A 16643-nucleotide genomic window follows, 5' to 3' on the forward strand; every position below is an offset into this window, starting at 1 on the left:
CGGTTACTCGCGCAGCTTGTCCGGCACCGTGGCACCGACTTCCTCGTAATAACGAATGGCGCCCGGATGGAGCGGGATGGGTGTGGATTCCAGGCTGAATTCCACGGTGGTGTCGTCGGCCGCCGGGTGAATCGCCCGCAGGTCCTCTACTTTTTCAAACAGGAGTTTGGTGATGTTGTACGCCAGATCCTCTGACATGGCGTTATTCACGGCGAGGACGTTAGGGATGCCAATGGTAGACGTGGCCTCATCAACGCCGTCGTAGGTACCGGCACGCAGTTCATAGGGCGCGAACACAGGAACCTCTGCGCTGGCGTTGGAAACTTCCTCCTCGGAAAGGGATACCAATGCAATATCGCGGGTGTTCGCAAGGCTGACAATGGAACTTGTTGGGGGGCCAACACTCCAGAAACCGGCGTCGATGTCGCCATCGCGCAGGGCGTCTGCGGATTCATTGAAGTTCAGGCTGCGAACCTCGAAATCGTCGAAGCTCATGCCATTGGCTTCCAGCAGCGCCTTGGCGTTGACTTCGGTACCGCTGCCGGGCGCACCGACGGATACCGTTTTGCCGGCCAGGTCCGCCAGCGACGTAATGCCGGAGTCCGCCAATGCGACGATCTGGACCGCGTTCGGGTAGAGGGAAGCAATGGCCAGCACATCGAGCTCGTTGCCGTTGAAACGTTCGCTGCCGTTATAGGCCTGATGCACGGTATCGGCCAGCGCTATGGCCAGGTCAGAATCCCCGCGATGGATCAGCCCCATGTTCTCAACCGAAGCACCCGTGACCTCGGCAACGGCGCTGTGGCCCTCAATGTGGTTGCTGATCAACTCGGCAAGCCCCCCACCGAGAGGGTAATAGGTACCACCGGTGCCGCCGGTGGCAATGGAGAGATTGGTTTCCGCCTGAGCGGGAGAGATACCGATCAGCGCGGTTGCGCCCAGTGCAAGGAATAACTTACGCATGTTGCTCACCTCGTTTTTGTTGGAATAACGCCGGGACATGACCTTCCCGATGACGTGTTCAGAGGTTTGCAGCTTGTGTGCCAATCCGAAGAGGTGCGTAATTAGTGGGCTGTAGAGCAGGTGGAAGACGGAGTAAGCAGAATTCCGCCGATTGCGTGGATGGCAGTAAGCGGAATTTCGCCTACTACCAACTACTGATTCTTCCCTTAATTAAGGTTAAGATTCATGTGTGATTTTCCAAGGCAATCATGGTTTTAAATCTTCAGCAACAGGCGTTAATCAATGGATTTCCAGGTCCCCAACACCCTTGCCGAGCAGATTGCCAACTACCTGGCCGAGCGCATCATGACGGGCCAGATCCGGCCCGGGGAGCGCTTGCAGGAGGCCACCACAGCCAATGAGTTAAAGGTGAGCCGGGCCTCGGTGAAGGAGGCGCTTTATACTCTGGAGCGCTGGCATCTGATCGAGATCACCCCGCGCAAGGGGGCATCCGCCACCAGGCTGGACGCGGTGCATGCGGCCGAGCTCTATGATGTGTATATGCACCTGCTCATCATGCTGGCGCGGCGTTTGTGTGAGCGTTGGCGGGAGGGCGACAAAATCCGATTGTTGGCGGCTGTGGAGAGGGTTACTGGCCAGATGCAGAAAAAAGACGCCAACATCACCGCGGTTGTGGAAGCCAGTTTCGAGGTGATGGAAGTGTGCTGCGGGGTGGTGGGCAATCCCTACCTCACTGAGGCGCTGACCAATTTCAAACCAGCGGTCAGCCGGGCCTACTATCTCAGCGCGGACCGCTACCGGCAGGACCTGGACCGCACGGGGCTATTCTTTACCCGCCTGACCAGGGCTATCCTGGCGCGTGATGCGGATGAATCCGAGGCACTGGTTGCAGAGTTCGGCGCCCACCAGAAAGAGCTGATCCAGCAGGCTTTGGCCCCTTCGGCCTGACCGGGTCTGTGCGTTGAATCACAGAATCCAGTTTCTATCCCGCCTATCGTAACACTCTGTAACAAACCTTTTATTCCGCTGCACTGGTTATGCTGTCCCCCTGCGGCCAATGGATAACTCTGACCGGGCAACGAACCGGCATAACAATAACGATCGGGGCCACCATGACACGTCGAAACACCCGAAAGCGCCTGGAACACATAACGCCTGCCCTGCTCAGGTTCTTCACACTGAGCCTCGCGGCCGGCCTTTCCCTGCCTGTGATGGCGGACTTCCGACCGCTGGATGACACCACCATGGGTGAAGTCACCGGCCAGACCGGTGTCACCATCGAAATGGAAACCAAAGTCGAGATGGACCGCCTGAGCTGGACTGATGAAGGCTCTCTGAACGTGGATGGCATCCGCCTGTCCGGTCACAACGACACCGTGCTGGATAATCTCAAGATCACCCTGGATATTGCCGGCCAGGATGAAGTGTTGACTCACGGGTTTTCCGAGATAGCCCGCCGTGCCAACGCCGGCCTGCTGGATACGTCCAACCCGGACGTTGCTGACGCCCTGGCCCGCTATGCCGTAGGTGGTGGTTACGGCAAGCAATTCGACAGCGGCGACCTGGTCATTCATCTTGGCGCCACGGACTACGGCGACCCCACCAGCCTGGATGATTACCTGCAGGCGGTGGACTTTGAACTGGCAGTAGACAGCGTTGAAGCCACCGGTTCCGCCGGTACGGCCAGCCTGTTCTCCAATGTTATGCTACAGGGCTACATTGGCCCCACCGATCTGGTGATCCGGAACCAGGGTACCAATACCCGCACCCTGACCAATGGTAATGAGGTCTCCGGATCGGAACTGCAGCTCGACACCCACTTCGAGATCACCGATGGCAGCCTGGACTGGGACGCGGCAGATGTGATTCTGCTGTTCAATTTTGCGGCTGTTGGCATTGAGGGGCTGCAGATCCATAACCGGCGCGGCGACGACACCCTGGGCCATTTCGGCATGGCCAGTGCTACCGCGAAGCTCTCGCGGGGCACCAGCGCTGTTTCGGGCAAGGAAGGGCTGTCCATTCATGAGGTGGACTTCCGTGCTGATATCGATATGCCGGTGTTCAAGGTAGGCGGTACCAGCATCGGCTCGGTGCAGTTCACCGATTTCGCCATTAAAAACACCACCATGATGGTGTATGGCCACTAGTAAGACACTGGACAGCCCCCCCGCCCTCAACAGTAAACTGCCCGTCTCCTAATGGCGGGCAGTCCATGACCACTACCCCGGATCAAGATTACAAGCAGCGCGCGTCCTGGCGCAGGCTGACCGTTTTCAGCCTGCTTTTCATTGCCATGACGGCAGCCGGGCTGTACGCGGTTTACGACCAGTTTGCCGGCCGCAGTGTCTCCTTCGATGAACGGCTGGTCTCGCCCCAGACGCTTCTTTCCATTATTGCGCTGTTGATCGTTTATTTTGCAGCCGACGGGCTGCGACTGCATTTCACTCTGCGGGCACTGGGGCACCGCTTACCTTTCCCGGTTATTTTCCGGCTGGTGTTCATCAACCTGTTCTTCTCCAACATTACGCCCATGGCAACCGGGGGCGGCTTTGCGCAAATCTGGTACCTGCAACATCACGGGGTGCCGGTGGGCCGGGCTACGGCAGCAACGACTATCCGCACTGTGATTGCGGTGATTTTTATCTTTTCCCTAACGCCGGTTTTCCTGCTGACCCTCAACGTACTGGACAACCAGGCGCTCGTTGGCGAACTGGGGCCAATACTGGCGGTGCTGATCCTCCTCTATCTCGGCTTCTTCATGGTGGTCCTGTTCCGTACCCGCTGGCTGATTGCGCCCCTTGGACGCCTGCTGGCCGTGTTGCATCGCTTCCACCTCCTTGGCGAGCGCCGCCACCGGCGCTGGCAGTTCAAAGCCAAGCGGGAAATGCTTCGTTTCTCCCACAGTTTTGGCGATTACATCAACGGCCCGAAGCGCTTTGTGGCCCTCTCCGTGCTCTTTACCTTCGTATTCCTGCTCAGCCTGTTCAGTTTTCCCGCGCTGCTGATATCGGCGCTGGATTACGAGGTGGACTACCTCGTGAGCACCGGTTTACTGGTGGTAACCACGTTTGTGATGTATTTTTCACCAACACCCGGCGCGTCCGGCATCTCGGAAGGCGTGTTCGGCACCTTCTTCCGCGACATACTCTCGGCCAATCACCTTGTACTGGTGACCGTCAGTTGGCGCTTCATCACCATTTACCTGGGCATGCTGGCGGGGCTGGTGATTCTCCAGCGGGAACTGGTGAAAAACCGAAAGGAAGCCCAATGACACGACGTCATCCGCTAAAACTCCTGTTCTACTTCACCCTGGCCATCGTGGTGATGCTGGTAGGGTACAAGGGCTACCTAAACTATTTCGAGCCGGATTTCAAAGCCCTGCACACGGAACAGGTGGCCCACATCAGCGACATGCTGGCTGATACCGAAGGCTTCAGCTTTGCGGTGGTGGGCAACATCAACAACTCCATTGGTGTGTTCGAAGAACGCATGATTCCGGTGCTCAACCAGGCCGACCTGGACTTTCTGGTCTCCGCGGGAAACGCCGTCAGCGGGGGCGGCGAGGACAAATACCGGGCCATCCAGGGCACTCTTTCCAACCTGGACATTCCCTACCTGCTCACCTTTGGCCAGAACGAGTACGAAAACTTCGGCAGTTACCGGTTTTACGACCACTTCGGCCCCCATTTCTTCAGCGTAAAGGCCGGTAATGCCCGGCTGATCTTCCTCGATAGTACCGGCAAAACGCCCTGGCAATGGCAGATCCGTTGGCTGAACGACCTTTTGAACCAGGAGCCCAACAGTTTGCGCTTCCTGTTCATCGGCCACCCGCCGCTGGAACCGGACCAGGAGGCGCCGTTCGAGCAGGACGAGGATTTCCTGGCGCCTCCGGAGTTCCGCCAGGCACTGCTTGAGTCCATCGCCAGGCATGATGTAGACATGGTGTTCTCCGCTAACCTGTCCCTGTATGCGGAACAGGTTCAGGGCGATACCCGCTTCATTACTACCGGCGGGGCCGGCGGGCTGGTGCTTAATGATGACACCAGCTTCTACCACTACATACGAGTGAATGTGAGCGAAGAGGGGCAAATCAGCCATTCACTGGAACGCCTGGAGGTGGGGCAACATCCGGTGCTGAGTACGCTGGAATCGCTCTGGTTCTTTATTTATTCGCTGTTCTACGTGGGCTATGTGAATTTCATCCTGCTGGTGGCCGTGTTTGTTCTCATCAGCATCAAGCTCTACACCGCCATCTTCGTAGCGAAAGACTACTACCCCGACTACGACCTTGACCCAGAGCCGTGGCTGTCCCGGCCACTGCGGGTTGCCATGTTCACCAACAACTACCTGCCATTCATTGGCGGCGTGCCCATTTCCATCGAACGTTTACGCAAGGGGCTGGAGAGCCTGGGCGATGCTGTTCTCATTGTGTGCCCGCGGTATCGGGATCAGCCCCGGGAAGAAACCAACGTGGTTCGGGTTCCGTCCCTGCTGGCCATGGGCGAGGACCGTGAATTCCGGCTGGCAAATATCTTCCTGGCGCGCATCCGGCGGCAACTGAGAGCCTTCAAGCCAGAGATTATCCATCTACACCACCCCATCTGGCTGGGGTCCCTCGGGCTGTTCATGGCCCGGCGCCTCAAAGTGCCTGCGGTGTACACCTACCACACACGCCTGGAGCACTACGCGCATTTTGTGCCGCTACCGGGTAACCTGTTCCGCAACCTGATTTCGCACGAGCTGGTCAAACGCTTCGCCAACAAATGCGATGGCGTTATTGTGCCCACCTACTCCACTGAAGAGTATCTGCGGATGATTGGCGTCAAGAGCCCCGTCTTCGTCCAGCCGACCGGCATCGAATACAAGCGCTTCCAGGAAGTGAATGACGAAGACGTCCGCAAGCTGCGGGAGTCCCTGGGCATCGTCGACGAAACCGTGTTCGTCAGCGTGTCACGGCTGTCCAATGAAAAGAACATTGATTTCATGATCAGTGCCATCGACGAGCTGCGCCGGCGCTCCGATCGTCCTTTCCGTTTCCTGATGATTGGCGAAGGCCACCAGCATGAGCGTCTTCAGCAACGTATCGATGAACTCGGCCTGCAGAAGCACTTTACCCTGGTTGGCTCGATACCGCCCGCCGATATGGCCACCTGGTACCACCTGGGCGATGCCTTCCTGTTTGCCTCCAAATCAGAAACCCAGGGCATGGTGATCCTGGAAGCCATGGCGGCCGGGTTGCCGGTGGTTGCAGTGCGTTCCAGTGGCATTGACGATGTCGTGCGCCATGGGTTTAACGGCTTCAAGACCCCGGAGAAGCAGGACCAGTGGTGTGAACATGTGCAGCAATTGCTGGAAGATGATGCGCTGCGCAAGGAGCTTGCCGACCATGCCCTGGAATTTGCCGCCGATTATTCGGTGGAACAGTTTGCCCTGGATATGCGCGGAATCTATGCCCTCACTCTAGCGAGGTCCTCCTCCCGGTAACCGGTTTTATGTGGCACTTTCAATGTCACGGATGATCGGTTTAGACTGTTAAAACGTACCTGTAAGGTACTTTTTGCTTCCGGAGACTTACTGTGACTGGCATCCCTGTTGGTATCAGCACCTGCCTGCTGGGCAAGGAAGTCCGCCATGATGGCGGCCACAAGCATTCCCGCTTCTGCACCCAGGTACTTTCCCGCCATTTTGAGTTCCGCTCCATCTGCCCGGAGCTGGAAGCGGGGTTGGGTGTACCCCGGCCGGCAATTCACCTGCGGGAATACGAAGACGGTCTGAAACTGATCGAATCAAAAGGCACGGCGGATCATACCGATGCCATGCAGGGCTTTATCGACCAGGTCATGCCCAGTCTGGCGGACCTGCGGGGCTACATTCTGATGGCCAAATCCCCGAGCTGTGGTATGGAGCGCATCAAGGTACACAACGCTGACGGTAATGTGGTCCGCCGCGACGGCCAGGGCCTGTTTGCCGAGGCACTGATGCGTCAGTACCCGCTGATGCCAGTGGAAGAGGAAGGCCGGTTGAACGACGATACACTGCGGGAAAACTTTATTGAGCGGGTGTTCGCCTACGACGACTGGATGCAGAACGTGAGCGGTGAGAACCTCTCTGCCCGCGCCCTGATCGAGTTCCACACCCGCCACAAATTCCAGCTGCTGGCCCATTCCGAGAAGATCTACCGCCAGCTGGGGCCAATGCTCGGGGATCTCAAATCAGAACCCCTGACAGACATTGCAGACCGATACATCGCCTCGTTCATGGAGGCGATGACCCTGAAGGTGAGCCGGGGTTCCCATGTGAATGCCATGCAGCACCTGATGGGCTATCTGCGGGATTCCATGGCGGATGAGGACAGGAAGGTGCTGATGGAGCAGATCGAAGCCTACCACCGGGGTGAGGTGCCCTTGGTCGTACCGATGACGCTGCTGCGGATGGCCCAGCGGAGGGAGCCAGTTGACTACCTGCATAGCCAGAAGTACCTGACCCCCTACCCGGACGAGCTCGGGCTCAGGAACCGGGTTTAAACACCCGGCTCAGAAGCCGTAAAGCAGTGCCAGCGAGAGTTCTGTGTCGGTGTCATCCGAGCCCTCGGGCTCGTCCGAAACATGCTGTACCAGGTATGCAACTTTCATGGAAAGGTTGCCCACAACCTTGGCCTGCACAGAGGTTTCAGACTCGGTGATGGTGTTGTTTTCATCAATGCCCATTTCGGTGCTCAGCTTCTGGCGAAACAGGGCGTTTTCAGACAACGCATAGTCAAACTGACCTGCCAACCGGCCAATGGCCTCTTCCTCATCACGGTTGCCATCGTCATCCGGCTCTTCCAGTTTGTTGAACCGGTAACCGACACCGGCCGAAAGGTCCAGGAAGGAGCGCTCGCCACGCTGCCAGACCCGGTTACCATAACCAGTGGTCAGGGATGACTGAAAGTCGTACCCGGAGAAGCGGTCGTCCTCATAGGCGCCCCGCACAAACACGTACTGACTCCCTTCGAATTTGTAATCCGTCTGCAGCTCACCCCGGTACTTCTCGGCCGTGGTTTCGTCATCTGTCTCGGAGAAGGTAGAGCGGAACTCGCCCTTGTTGCGCCACTCCTCCTCTTCGTATACCAGGCCGAGGCGGGTGTTGATGTTGGTTTCCTCGGTGTTGCCGGTGGTTATCAGCACACCGGCTTCACCTTCACCCTCCCAGCCTTCATAATCCTGACCAAACACCATCGGTGATATGGCCAGCGACGCAATCGCAAGGGTTGTTCTGAACTGCATGAGATCTCCTTGTGTTAACCATCAGGACTTCGCATGACGCTCACCCATGGCACTTTTTCGGGCCTGCTGCTCACGCTCTGCCTTCTTTCGGGCTTTTCGCTCCGCAATGATTCGTGCCGCTTCGCCGCCCACATGCGCTTCGCCCCGCTGTTCTGCCAGGCGCATCTGACGCTCGCGCTCGGCGAAGCGGGCCTTCTGCTCTTCAGTCAGCGAGTCAATACACCGGTGACAGCTCACACCCTGCTCGTACTCCGGGCGCTGTTTGTCTTCGGCGGTAATCGGCCTGCGACAGGCATGGCACTGGTCATACTCACCCCGTTCCAGCTTGTGGTTCACGGTTACCCTGTCGTCAAACACAAAGCATTCACCCTGCCACAGGCTCTGTGATTCCGGGACTTCCTCCAGGTATCTGAGGATGCCTCCCTTGAGGTGATACACCTCATCAAAACCCTGCTCTTTCAGGAATGCCGTGGATTTTTCACACCGGATGCCCCCGGTGCAGAACATGGCGACCTTCTTGTGTTTCGAAGGGTCCAGATTCTCCTTTACGTACTCGGGGAACTCGCGGAACGTATCCGTAGCCGGGTTCCTGGCATTTCTGAAGGTTCCGATCTCCACTTCGTACTGGTTACGGGTGTCCACAACCATTACGTCCGGGTCGGCGATCAGATCATTCCACTCTTTCGGCTCCACGTAGGTGCCCACAATACGTTTCGGATCAATACCCTCCACACCCATGGTGACGATCTCTTTCTTCAGCTTCACCTTGGTGCGTTTGAAGGGCTGGATATCCACGAAAGATTCCTTGTAATCAATACCCTCAAATCGCTCATCGGCATCCAGCCAGTGCCGGATCGCATCCACCCCCTCACGGCTGCCGGCAATGGTGCCGTTGATGCCTTCACGGGCAAGCAACAAAGTGCCATGCACGTCCTTCTCAAGCATCAGGTCCAGCAGCGGCTGGCGAAGGGCTTTGTAATCATTCAGAACTGCGAACTTGTATAGCGCGCAGACAACAACATCCTGGCTCATGAGTCTGGTTTCTCCTGCGGGCCGGACCGTAAATCCGGAGCATGGTTAGTGATCGCCCAAGGGCATAAAGCCGCCATTCTAACGAATCCGAATGCCGGAAAGTATTACGGGGGGGTTACGGATAGAATCTTCGGGAGAGCCCGGCACCAGGAAAGGTGCCGGTAAATTACGTGCCGACAGAGATCAGAACAGTACGGCGAAACCGATGGAGACGCCGGAGATTTCCGCGCCATCCTTGTCGATATACTGCATGTACTCGCCGTTGACCTGGAAATCCTTATTGATATCCAGGTTGGCGCCCAGACCAAAGGAAATGTCGGATTCCGACTCTGATAGGCTGGCTGAGCCACCGGGGCCCGTCGCAGAGGCAGTCAGCTCACCCTTGGTGGCACCGACAATTACGTAGGGATAGACGGGGCTTTCGTTGGGAAGCCCCAGCGCCATATAGCCACCCACCATGTAATCAAGCTCCAGCTCCAGAGAATAACCATTGGCGCTGATTGAATCATCTTTGGCACCAAAACCGGCCCTTAATTCGGCAGAGAGGTAAGGATTGATCCGCACCCCGGCTTTTCCCACCAGGGCGCCCAGATCGAATTCTTCGGAAATTCCGTCTTCTTCATAGGTCAGAAAGCTGTAGTTCAGCCCCACATAGCCACCATCGACAGACTCCTGGGCAGACGCATTGGAAGCGAAAGATGCCAGCACAGCGAACACAGACCCCAAAACAATCTTATTCTTCATTACTTGCTCCTTTATAGAGGCCGGCCCAAAGCCCCCAACAACATTTTTTAATCATCAGTTTGCAAGGCGGGTGAATAATAATTCATTTTTCTCCCTAATTCCTTGAGGCCGAACAAAAAAACTCCCGCAATGCGGGAGTTTTCAGGACGTTCCAAAATGGGGACTTTGCTCAGTCGGCCAGCTCACGCTCTACTACTGCAGATAACTGCCCCCAGCCCGGACGGGTCAGGCGTACGTTATCCACAAGCACGGTTGGCGTGCTGGTCACGCGCAGCTGCATGGCCACGCGGCGGCTCTGCTCGATGTCATCAATATGAAGGTCCGTACTCATGCACCGGCGGAATCTGCGCTCATCCAGCCCCAGATCGTTCGCGTATCGGCTGAAGGTATCCACGGGGCTACCGGAACCACTCCACTCGGTTTGCATATCAAATAACTCGTCGTGCATTTCCCAGTAGGCACCCTGATCCCCTGCACAGCGTGCAGCGTGGGCTGAGGGCACAGCATTGTCGTGTTGTTGCAGGGGCAGATCAAAATAGACGAAACGCACCTTGCCAGTCTCCACGTACTCCTGTTTCAGTTGCTCGCTCGCGTCCGAGAACCGCGCACAGGCAGGGCATTGGTAATCCGCGAATTCCCGCACAACCACAGGGGCATCGGGATCGCCCACTGAGATACCAAAGCGATCCAGCTCGGCCGGGAAAGGGTTGGCATTGGGGGCGGCAACCGGCAGAGCATCAGAGGACGGATCCGGACTGGCCGTGAGGAAAAACACGCCTACGGCAACAAAGGCGATGACAATGACCCCAACACCCAGATACAGCGATTTGCGGCCCTTCTTCCGCACGGGAGGCGGCGCACCGGTTTCCTTTCTTCTTTTTGCTTCGCCCATAATGGAGCTCCTTGTTGTTTATTCGTTTCTGGTCATTTTCAGGCGGTAGTGAGCACGCTAAGATCCCTTATACCGTACATAAGTTCCAGCATAAATTAAGGAATTCTCATGGCGTTACCCGAATCACTGAAGAACTCGCTGAGCCTCCCCCTGGTGGCCGCCCCCATGTTCCTGATCTCCGGCCCGGAGCTGGCACTTGCGTGCTGCCGGCAAGGCATTGTTGGCAGTTTTCCTGCCCTGAACCAGCGCAGCAGTGAAGATTTCGAGAAATGGGTGATTCAGATGAACGAGGGCCTGGATGACCTACGCCAGACCCATCCGGACAGAAAAATCGCACCCTATGCTGTCAACCTGATTGTTCACCGTACCAACCCCCGCTGGGAGGCCGACCTGGAACTGTGCGTGAAACACCAGGTGCCGATTGTGATTACGTCCCTTGGCGCGGCAACCCGTGTGACCGAAGCCGTACACAGCTACGGTGGCATGGTTTTCCACGACGTTACCAACCAGAAGCATGCGCGCAAGGCGGCCGAGGCAGGTGTGGATGGTATTATCGCCGTTTCCGCCGGCGCGGGCGGCCATGCCGGCACCGTCAATCCGTTCGTGCTGGTTCATGAAATCCGTGAGGTGTTCGACGGCATTATTCTGCTCGCTGGCGCGCTTTCCAAAGGCGAAGATATCCTCGCTGCCCAGGCCATGGGCGCGGACCTGTGCTACATGGGCACCCGTTTTATCAATACCACCGAATCACTGGCGGAAGCCGCCTACCAGAACATGATCCTGGAAGCGGTATCCGGGGATATCATCCACACGCCGGCGGTGTCAGGCATCCCCGCCAACTTCATGCGCCAGAGCCTGGAAGCCGCGGGCTACCCCATGGATAAACTGAACGAGCCCGGCAAACTCGATTATGGTGAGAAGCTGAAGCCCGTGAACGATGAGGCCAAAGCCTGGAAAACCGTCTGGTCCGCTGGCCAGGGGGTGAGCCAGATTACGGATGTGGTTTCTGTCAGTGACCTGGTCCAGCGTATAAGCGACGAGTATCAGGAAGCCCGCTCGCGGATTTGCGGTTAGAACTGTGAGCAATGCCGGGTGCCCTGAGGGGCACCCGGTTATCGCTGTTGGCGATCAGTCGTCGTCATCTTCTTCGAGTTCGATTTCATCGGCCCTGTAAGAATGCTGCCCTGAAACCGCGAGTGAGTATTCCACTTCAACCAATGGGAACTCTCCGGTTTGAGGGCTAACCATCTGCTCAATAACCGAGCGGTCGGTATTCCCCTCAAACGCACCGATGCCAATATTCATCCTTACGCCCAGCACGGTGATTGACTGATCATCAATGGCGCGTAATTTTCCCTCCAGTTCGAACTCGTTCTGTTCATCACCATCATCTTCGGGCTCTTCTCGCTCGACTTTGAGTGCCTCAAGGAAAATAGCCCCACTACCATCTTCTCTTTCGACACCCTCTACCTCTACCTCATCGCCACGGAACAGGTCTTCCAGGCTGATACGGGTATCGTCATCGTCATCGGTGATGATCGTAAACGGTGTTATCTGTACCAGCACACCACCCACTTCGAAGGTCCGGGCGGTAAGATCAACCAGCGACGTTATAGCGCCCGTGACTTCCGCGGTCCCCTCTCTAAGCTCAATCTCTTCGGCTACAACTGTACGGTCGGCAGTAAACTCGCCTTCAACCTGGACCAGAATCCCTTGCTGCAAATCAGCGACCGTAAGCCCACCATCCAATTCCGTTTCCTCAGTGACCCTGACCACAAGGTCGCTCATACGGAACTCTCCGTCCTGGGGTCCGGAGCCGGAGGCACTGAAAGACACCTGAATGGGGCTGGTAAATTCTATATCGTCATCGCTGGCCCGATTGTAGCGGCGGAAGTCGTCCCTTTCGATTTGCCTGGCTTCCAACGTGCCACCGGAGTAGTCGCCTTCAACTTCAAAGTAACTCCCCGGGACCAGGTCACTCTCACTCAATCCGTCACCAAATTCGACATTGCTGCCGTAGGTCACGTTGACACCGTTAAGGGTAAAACTGCCAGGCTCAACCGAACCCTCTTCGATAGCGCCCTCAACTTCCACGTCTCCTACCGTGCTCTGCGCAAGTACACCAACGTAGCTTGCACGGAAGGAACTATCTTCCTGGCGCCAGGCACTGACGCGTACGCTCAGGTCGGTACCATTACCACTCAGAAGATCTGCGAACGTTGTACCGCGTACCACCGTTTGCTTCTCGACAACGACGGTCTGGCCCATCACCTCGATTTCTACAAACTCCCCCGCTCCTGAGGTATCAGGGGCAACACTCTCTATCCTGCCACGGAGCGTATCGTCATACTCAAGGGCATCAGCAGTACCCGTGCCATCATCCCGCCATTCACCGTCAACCCGCAGGATCATGCCTTCGTCCAGTTCCGACTCTGCAGTGATGCCGTCGTCGCTCTGAACCTGGCCGTTCAGATCCCCGGTATCAAACCGGACGCCGTTAACAAATACGCTACCAAATCCTGAAACCGGCCCCACACTGGATCCCGTGCCACGGATGCCACCGTCCGCGATATCAAGGCTAGCACTGCCTCCACCACCGCATGCGGTCAGGATACCGATGGATAAAGCGCCTAATGTAAAGCGGGTAGCTGACTGGATGGACTTCGGCTTCATGTGCGTTTCTCCCTGCCGCTTGCGGATAACTGAACCGGATCTTCAAAATAGAAAACACCTACACCCGTTCTGACCGCCTCGCCGGTGGCCCTGTTTGCTCCATGGCCGGCGATGTCACGGTCGTAGGGGCCAAGCCACTTGTCCAGCTGCTCAAGCATAGCCTGTGACTGTTGCGCCGCATACCTGCGCCAGCGCGCCACAACTTCCGGGGGTATATTGTTGTACACCAGTGTTCTCTGGAACAGGGGCTGACTATCAGCCTCGCTGCCCACCAGATTGTGATCAATGGTCGCTATAAGATCTGATACGTCCTCCCCGAAAATCTGAAGCATTTCTTCACTGTCACCAGCAGGTACGTACGCCCTCTGGCGCAATGCCAGTTTCCCGGAGGCTTCGGTTTCCACCACGCCTACCCGCACCAGCTCCTCGAGCACCGCCCGGGGCGTCATATCACCGCTGTAGCGTTTTACCAGCTCGCTGAAGCTGAGCGGGCCATCAAACGGCAGTTGGGCCGGTTCTCCGGCGCCCGTCTGGAATGCAGAATCATGGACCCAGCCGGAAACAACGCGGGAGGCCCGGTTTTCATGCCGGTTAGCCGGGCTACCGTCATCCTCACCCGCCAGGATCTCGCGCTGTTTTCTGACTTCTTTTCGGGTCAGGCCGGTCATCACCGCAGCACGGGAGTCTGTCGGCTTTTTGCGATTATCAGAGAAGTCTTCCAGGGCGGCATCCACGTAGGCCCGCTTGACCAGCTCCGCAAACTCCGCAAATGGAATACCATTGCGGAGCAGCAGACGAGCCAGCGGGCGCAGAATGCGATACAGCGCCCGGTGCAGAGGTTGGGTATTGGACTTTTTCATATTTGGGATTGTATTCCCATAGTGGCGTCAAGACCAATCAGTCGTCTTCCTCTATTTCGTCGATTACATAGTCACCGCCCGCATTGCGGAAGTAATCGACTTCTACCTGGTCGCCCACACGGATGCCAGATAGATCCGCGCCACCACCTGACAGCGTGAGACCAAGAACCGTAACGGAGCTGTCAGTAACGGCCGTTACTCGTCCTTCCATCTCATAACCCTCCTCATCGCTGTCCTCGCGTTCGATTTTGATGGCTTCCAGATAGTCGCCACCGGCCGCTCGTTGGCGACCTTCAACCTCTATAAAATCGCCCACCCGCAGGCTTTCAATATCGCGGGTTCTCATGGTGATGTTGTCATCATCGTCGTCATCGTCATCTTCGATAAGGGTGTTGCCTGTCAGCACGACGCGTACACCGCTGACCACAAGCTCTTCGCCGCTTCTGGATTCAATAACGCCATCCACTTCAGCATCACCGTCCCGGGGTTCGACCTCTTCGGCTACGAGCACACCGTTACGGAAGCTGCCTTCGACTTTAACCAGCAGACCATCGCCCAGATCACTTTCTCTCAGACCGTCGTCAAACTCGGTGCCGCCATTCACCTGAACGATAATGCCATTAAGGCTGAACTGCCTGCTGGCTTCGTGGTAATCGCCGGAAATGGCCCCGGCAATCTCGACATCATCATCGTCATCAAACAGGTCGTCTTCGTCGTCAATCTCTTCGGCAATCAGAACGCCATTGCTATCGATGAAACCCTCAACTTCAACGGCCAGGCCGTCAGCGAGATCGCCCGGTTTCAGATCATCGTCAAACTCGGCGCTCTGGTAATCCACTTCAATGCCATTGATCTGAAATGTCTGGGCAACATTGTCCAGGTTGTGGACCAGGCCTTCGATTTCTACTTCGTTGGTGTCATCGAAATCTTCGCTGACGGGTTTTATCCCCACGAAACTGGCACGGAAGCTGCCGTCGTCAAGGCGCCAGGCGCTGACTCGAACACGGTAGATGCCAGGGGCAACACCGTTGAGGTCAGCGGGCGTAGCGCCCTTGAATACCGTTTGCCCGTCCACCAGGATTTCCTGCCCTGCGACAATCAACGTGCCTTCGCCATCCAGCAGGTCCGGCCCGTTCCAGCTCGCCGACTGCAATTCGCCGCGGATGGAATCGTCGTAATCCAGGCGATCTGCTTCGCCCTGCCCGTCATCGTCCCACCGGCCACGGACCTTGAGAATCATGCCTTTCTCAAGCTGGGTTTCCCGCTCGATGCCGTCGTCGCTGTTAACACTGCCGTTGGTATCAAAGCGGGTGCCATTCACATACACACTTCCAAAACCCGACACGGGCCCGACACTGGTGCCCGAGGATGCGGTGTCACTGCTCGACGAGCTGGAACCACCTCCGCCACAGGCAACGAGAGAACCGACGACTGCACCGGTCAGGGCCAGTTTGATTGCTGTTGTAAGGGGATTACGTTTCATTGGCCTTCTCCTTTGATTGGGATTATTTTCCCAAATATTTAATTGGGAATTTATTCCCATTTTTTGGAGCTGTCCAGTTATTGACCATGAAATTTTGTGAACTTTCCGGCCTCAAGGGCGTAAGCTACTGAACAGACAAATGAAAGCAGGGGAAAAATGATGCTGGGATTTTTGAAGGGTGATCCGAAGAAAAAGCTTCAGAAAGAGTACGAGGCCAAGTTGCAGAAAGCGCTGCACGCCCAGCGCAACGGCGATCTCCGCACGCATGGCACGCTGATGGAAGAAGCGGAAAAGATTTACGCCGAACTGCAGAAGATGGGTAAGGAGTAGTTTTTAGCCTGGCGGGTGGGTCGGCTGGCCCACCCGCCCTGCGGACTATGTTTCGCCTAAAAAATGCCTTAATTGCCGATTTAACCGATCGACTTCACGCCTCATTTCCTGGACCTCGTCGAGAAGTTCCAGAGACATCGCCAACCCAGGCAGATTCATTTTGAGATCTCTCTGCAAACGCTGAGCCTTTTGTAAACGGGCCAGGGCGTCGAGATCAAACTGCCACTGTCGCGCCTCTGGTGATTCCTCTACCGGCGTGATCACACCGTAGTTCACCAGCTTGATCACGAACTCGGCATGGCAGTCACCACGCTCGCAGATTTCCCGCAAGGTGAATGTAGCGGTGGGTTCCACCAGTTCGACGCTCAGAATCCGGTCTTTGTCAGTCATCCTTCACCCCG

The 16643-nt window shown here is 56.7% G+C and carries 16 protein-coding genes; 7 read left to right on the forward strand and 9 right to left on the reverse strand.

All coding sequences use genetic code 11. The features are described 5' to 3' along the window. Nucleotides 1-3: 3 nt before the first annotated feature. Nucleotides 4-963, reverse strand: coding sequence for a TAXI family TRAP transporter solute-binding subunit (locus tag FO268_RS03020; protein WP_150989388.1), 960 nt, complete (start codon nt 961-963; stop codon nt 4-6). A gap of 282 nt (nt 964-1245) precedes the next feature. Between FO268_RS03020 and FO268_RS03025 the strand changes: the two genes are divergently transcribed. The 5 genes from FO268_RS03025 to FO268_RS03045 all read left to right on the forward strand — a co-directional run bounded on the left by FO268_RS03025 (nt 1246) and on the right by FO268_RS03045 (nt 7487). Beyond that, a complete protein-coding gene (locus tag FO268_RS03025) occupies nt 1246-1911 on the forward strand; it encodes a GntR family transcriptional regulator (RefSeq protein ID WP_150989391.1) in 666 nt (221 codons plus the stop codon). A gap of 164 nt (nt 1912-2075) precedes the next feature. Further along, a complete protein-coding gene (locus tag FO268_RS03030) occupies nt 2076-3110 on the forward strand; it encodes a DUF6160 family protein (protein ID WP_225316488.1) in 1035 nt (344 codons plus the stop codon). Nucleotides 3111-3175: 65 nt separating this feature from the next. After that, on the forward strand, nt 3176-4234 hold the full coding sequence (locus tag FO268_RS03035) for a lysylphosphatidylglycerol synthase transmembrane domain-containing protein (RefSeq protein WP_150989394.1): 1059 nt from the start codon (nt 3176-3178) through the stop codon (nt 4232-4234). Continuing rightward, nucleotides 4231-6447, forward strand: coding sequence for a glycosyltransferase (locus FO268_RS03040; protein ID WP_150989397.1), 2217 nt, complete (start codon nt 4231-4233; stop codon nt 6445-6447). Before FO268_RS03035 ends, FO268_RS03040 begins: the two co-directional genes overlap by 4 nt. 92 nt (nt 6448-6539) lie before the next feature. Continuing rightward, entirely contained in the window at nt 6540-7487 is a 948-nt protein-coding gene (locus FO268_RS03045; protein WP_150989400.1) for a YbgA family protein, read from the forward strand. Nucleotides 7488-7496: 9 nt separating this feature from the next. Here the strand turns inward: FO268_RS03045 and FO268_RS03050 are convergent, their stop codons facing one another. The 4 genes from FO268_RS03050 to FO268_RS03065 all read right to left on the reverse strand — a co-directional run bounded on the left by FO268_RS03050 (nt 7497) and on the right by FO268_RS03065 (nt 10896). Beyond that, nucleotides 7497-8228 (reverse strand): DUF481 domain-containing protein, encoded by a 732-nt coding sequence (locus tag FO268_RS03050; protein ID WP_150989403.1) that lies wholly within the window; start codon nt 8226-8228, stop codon nt 7497-7499. 21 nt (nt 8229-8249) lie between these two features. Next, nucleotides 8250-9260 (reverse strand): oxygen-dependent tRNA uridine(34) hydroxylase TrhO, encoded by a 1011-nt coding sequence (gene trhO, locus FO268_RS03055; protein WP_150989405.1) that lies wholly within the window; start codon nt 9258-9260, stop codon nt 8250-8252. A gap of 183 nt (nt 9261-9443) precedes the next feature. Continuing rightward, nucleotides 9444-10004, reverse strand: a complete 561-nt coding sequence (locus tag FO268_RS03060) for a porin family protein (protein WP_150989408.1) — start codon at nt 10002-10004, stop codon at nt 9444-9446. Nucleotides 10005-10173: 169 nt separating this feature from the next. Further along, nucleotides 10174-10896 carry a DsbA family protein gene (locus FO268_RS03065; RefSeq protein WP_150989410.1) on the reverse strand — a complete coding sequence of 241 codons (723 nt, stop codon included), beginning with the start codon at nt 10894-10896 and terminating at the stop codon, nt 10174-10176. 108 nt (nt 10897-11004) lie between these two features. Between FO268_RS03065 and FO268_RS03070 the strand changes: the two genes are divergently transcribed. Continuing rightward, on the forward strand, nt 11005-11970 hold the full coding sequence (locus tag FO268_RS03070; RefSeq protein WP_150989413.1) for an NAD(P)H-dependent flavin oxidoreductase: 966 nt from the start codon (nt 11005-11007) through the stop codon (nt 11968-11970). 54 nt (nt 11971-12024) lie between these two features. On the opposite strand, the gene FO268_RS03075 is transcribed toward FO268_RS03070, so the two are convergent. From FO268_RS03075 to FO268_RS03085, 3 genes are read right to left on the reverse strand one after another with little or no spacing between them, the layout of a single operon-like run. Further along, a complete protein-coding gene (locus FO268_RS03075) occupies nt 12025-13569 on the reverse strand; it encodes a DUF5666 domain-containing protein (protein WP_150989416.1) in 1545 nt (514 codons plus the stop codon). Next, entirely contained in the window at nt 13566-14429 is an 864-nt protein-coding gene (locus tag FO268_RS03080; RefSeq protein ID WP_150989419.1) for a DUF6502 family protein, read from the reverse strand. The genes FO268_RS03075 and FO268_RS03080 overlap by 4 nt, the downstream gene beginning before the upstream one ends. 37 nt (nt 14430-14466) lie before the next feature. Then, entirely contained in the window at nt 14467-15912 is a 1446-nt protein-coding gene (locus FO268_RS03085; protein ID WP_150989421.1) for a DUF5666 domain-containing protein, read from the reverse strand. Between the two features lie 159 nt (nt 15913-16071). Here FO268_RS03085 and FO268_RS03090 point away from each other — a divergent pair, with 159 nt between their 5' ends. After that, complete coding sequence (locus tag FO268_RS03090; protein WP_150991611.1) at nt 16072-16242, forward strand: DUF6435 family protein; 171 nt, start codon at nt 16072-16074, stop codon at nt 16240-16242. Between the two features lie 45 nt (nt 16243-16287). Here the strand turns inward: FO268_RS03090 and FO268_RS03095 are convergent, their stop codons facing one another. Continuing rightward, on the reverse strand, nt 16288-16632 hold the full coding sequence (locus FO268_RS03095) for a chaperone modulator CbpM (RefSeq protein WP_150989424.1): 345 nt from the start codon (nt 16630-16632) through the stop codon (nt 16288-16290). Between the last annotated feature and the right edge of the window lie 11 nt (nt 16633-16643).

The organism is Marinobacter denitrificans (assembly GCF_008795955.1).
In the GTDB taxonomy this organism is placed as follows: Bacteria; Pseudomonadota; Gammaproteobacteria; order Pseudomonadales; family Oleiphilaceae; genus Marinobacter; species Marinobacter denitrificans.

What these genes read in the sequence shown, in the direction of transcription:
- trhO (WP_150989405.1), bottom strand. Translation starts at nt 9,260, where the DNA reads ATGAGCCAGGATGTTGTTGTCTGCGCGCTATACAAGTTCGCAGTTCTG.
- FO268_RS03050 (WP_150989403.1), bottom strand. Translation starts at nt 8,228, where the DNA reads ATGCAGTTCAGAACAACCCTTGCGATTGCGTCGCTGGCCATATCACCG.
- FO268_RS03090 (WP_150991611.1), top strand. Translation starts at nt 16,072, where the DNA reads ATGCTGGGATTTTTGAAGGGTGATCCGAAGAAAAAGCTTCAGAAAGAG.
- FO268_RS03065 (WP_150989410.1), bottom strand. Translation starts at nt 10,896, where the DNA reads ATGGGCGAAGCAAAAAGAAGAAAGGAAACCGGTGCGCCGCCTCCCGTG.
- FO268_RS03095 (WP_150989424.1), bottom strand. Translation starts at nt 16,632, where the DNA reads ATGACTGACAAAGACCGGATTCTGAGCGTCGAACTGGTGGAACCCACC.
- FO268_RS03060 (WP_150989408.1), bottom strand. Translation starts at nt 10,004, where the DNA reads ATGAAGAATAAGATTGTTTTGGGGTCTGTGTTCGCTGTGCTGGCATCT.
- FO268_RS03025 (WP_150989391.1), top strand. Translation starts at nt 1,246, where the DNA reads ATGGATTTCCAGGTCCCCAACACCCTTGCCGAGCAGATTGCCAACTAC.
- FO268_RS03020 (WP_150989388.1), bottom strand. Translation starts at nt 963, where the DNA reads ATGCGTAAGTTATTCCTTGCACTGGGCGCAACCGCGCTGATCGGTATC.
- FO268_RS03070 (WP_150989413.1), top strand. Translation starts at nt 11,005, where the DNA reads ATGGCGTTACCCGAATCACTGAAGAACTCGCTGAGCCTCCCCCTGGTG.
- FO268_RS03035 (WP_150989394.1), top strand. Translation starts at nt 3,176, where the DNA reads ATGACCACTACCCCGGATCAAGATTACAAGCAGCGCGCGTCCTGGCGC.
- FO268_RS03085 (WP_150989421.1), bottom strand. Translation starts at nt 15,912, where the DNA reads ATGAAACGTAATCCCCTTACAACAGCAATCAAACTGGCCCTGACCGGT.
- FO268_RS03030 (WP_225316488.1), top strand. Translation starts at nt 2,076, where the DNA reads ATGACACGTCGAAACACCCGAAAGCGCCTGGAACACATAACGCCTGCC.
- FO268_RS03040 (WP_150989397.1), top strand. Translation starts at nt 4,231, where the DNA reads ATGACACGACGTCATCCGCTAAAACTCCTGTTCTACTTCACCCTGGCC.
- FO268_RS03075 (WP_150989416.1), bottom strand. Translation starts at nt 13,569, where the DNA reads ATGAAGCCGAAGTCCATCCAGTCAGCTACCCGCTTTACATTAGGCGCT.
- FO268_RS03080 (WP_150989419.1), bottom strand. Translation starts at nt 14,429, where the DNA reads ATGAAAAAGTCCAATACCCAACCTCTGCACCGGGCGCTGTATCGCATT.